Origin of the sequence: Rhizobium ecuadorense, assembly GCF_001187535.1 — a bacterium.
Lineage (GTDB): Bacteria > Pseudomonadota > Alphaproteobacteria > Rhizobiales > Rhizobiaceae > Rhizobium > Rhizobium ecuadorense.
Window position 1 is genome coordinate 1 of the sequence record NZ_LFIO01000983.1, and the last position, 313, is coordinate 313.

1 protein-coding gene is annotated in these 313 nt (G+C 55.6%); it reads right to left on the reverse strand.

Annotated elements, in window-relative coordinates; translation table 11 throughout:
• Positions 1-123: 123 nt before the first annotated feature.
• The coding region (locus AF337_RS18300) for a LuxR C-terminal-related transcriptional regulator (RefSeq protein ID WP_244471282.1) at positions 124-313 on the reverse strand (190 nt) is incomplete at its 5' end.

A 313-nucleotide genomic window follows, 5' to 3' on the forward strand; every position in this document is an offset into this window, starting at 1 on the left:
GCGTCATCATCGACGACCGCGACCGTGCGGCGAGGGTTCTCCACCTCATACACCTCTTTTGACGATATGAGAGATAATGGTTCCCGATCAAATTAGGCCGGCGGGACGTCGATTGATATTGTCCTAAGGGGAAGGCGCCGCTGTATCCTGGTCGATGAGACCAATATATGCAGCGATCGACACCACCTCGGCCAGCGAGCGTACGTCGAGCTTTTCCATGACCTGATGGCGATGTACCTTCACCGTCCGCTCCGAGATGCCGAGCGCATAAGCGATCTGCTTGTTGAGATGGCCACGTATAACGAGCCAGAAC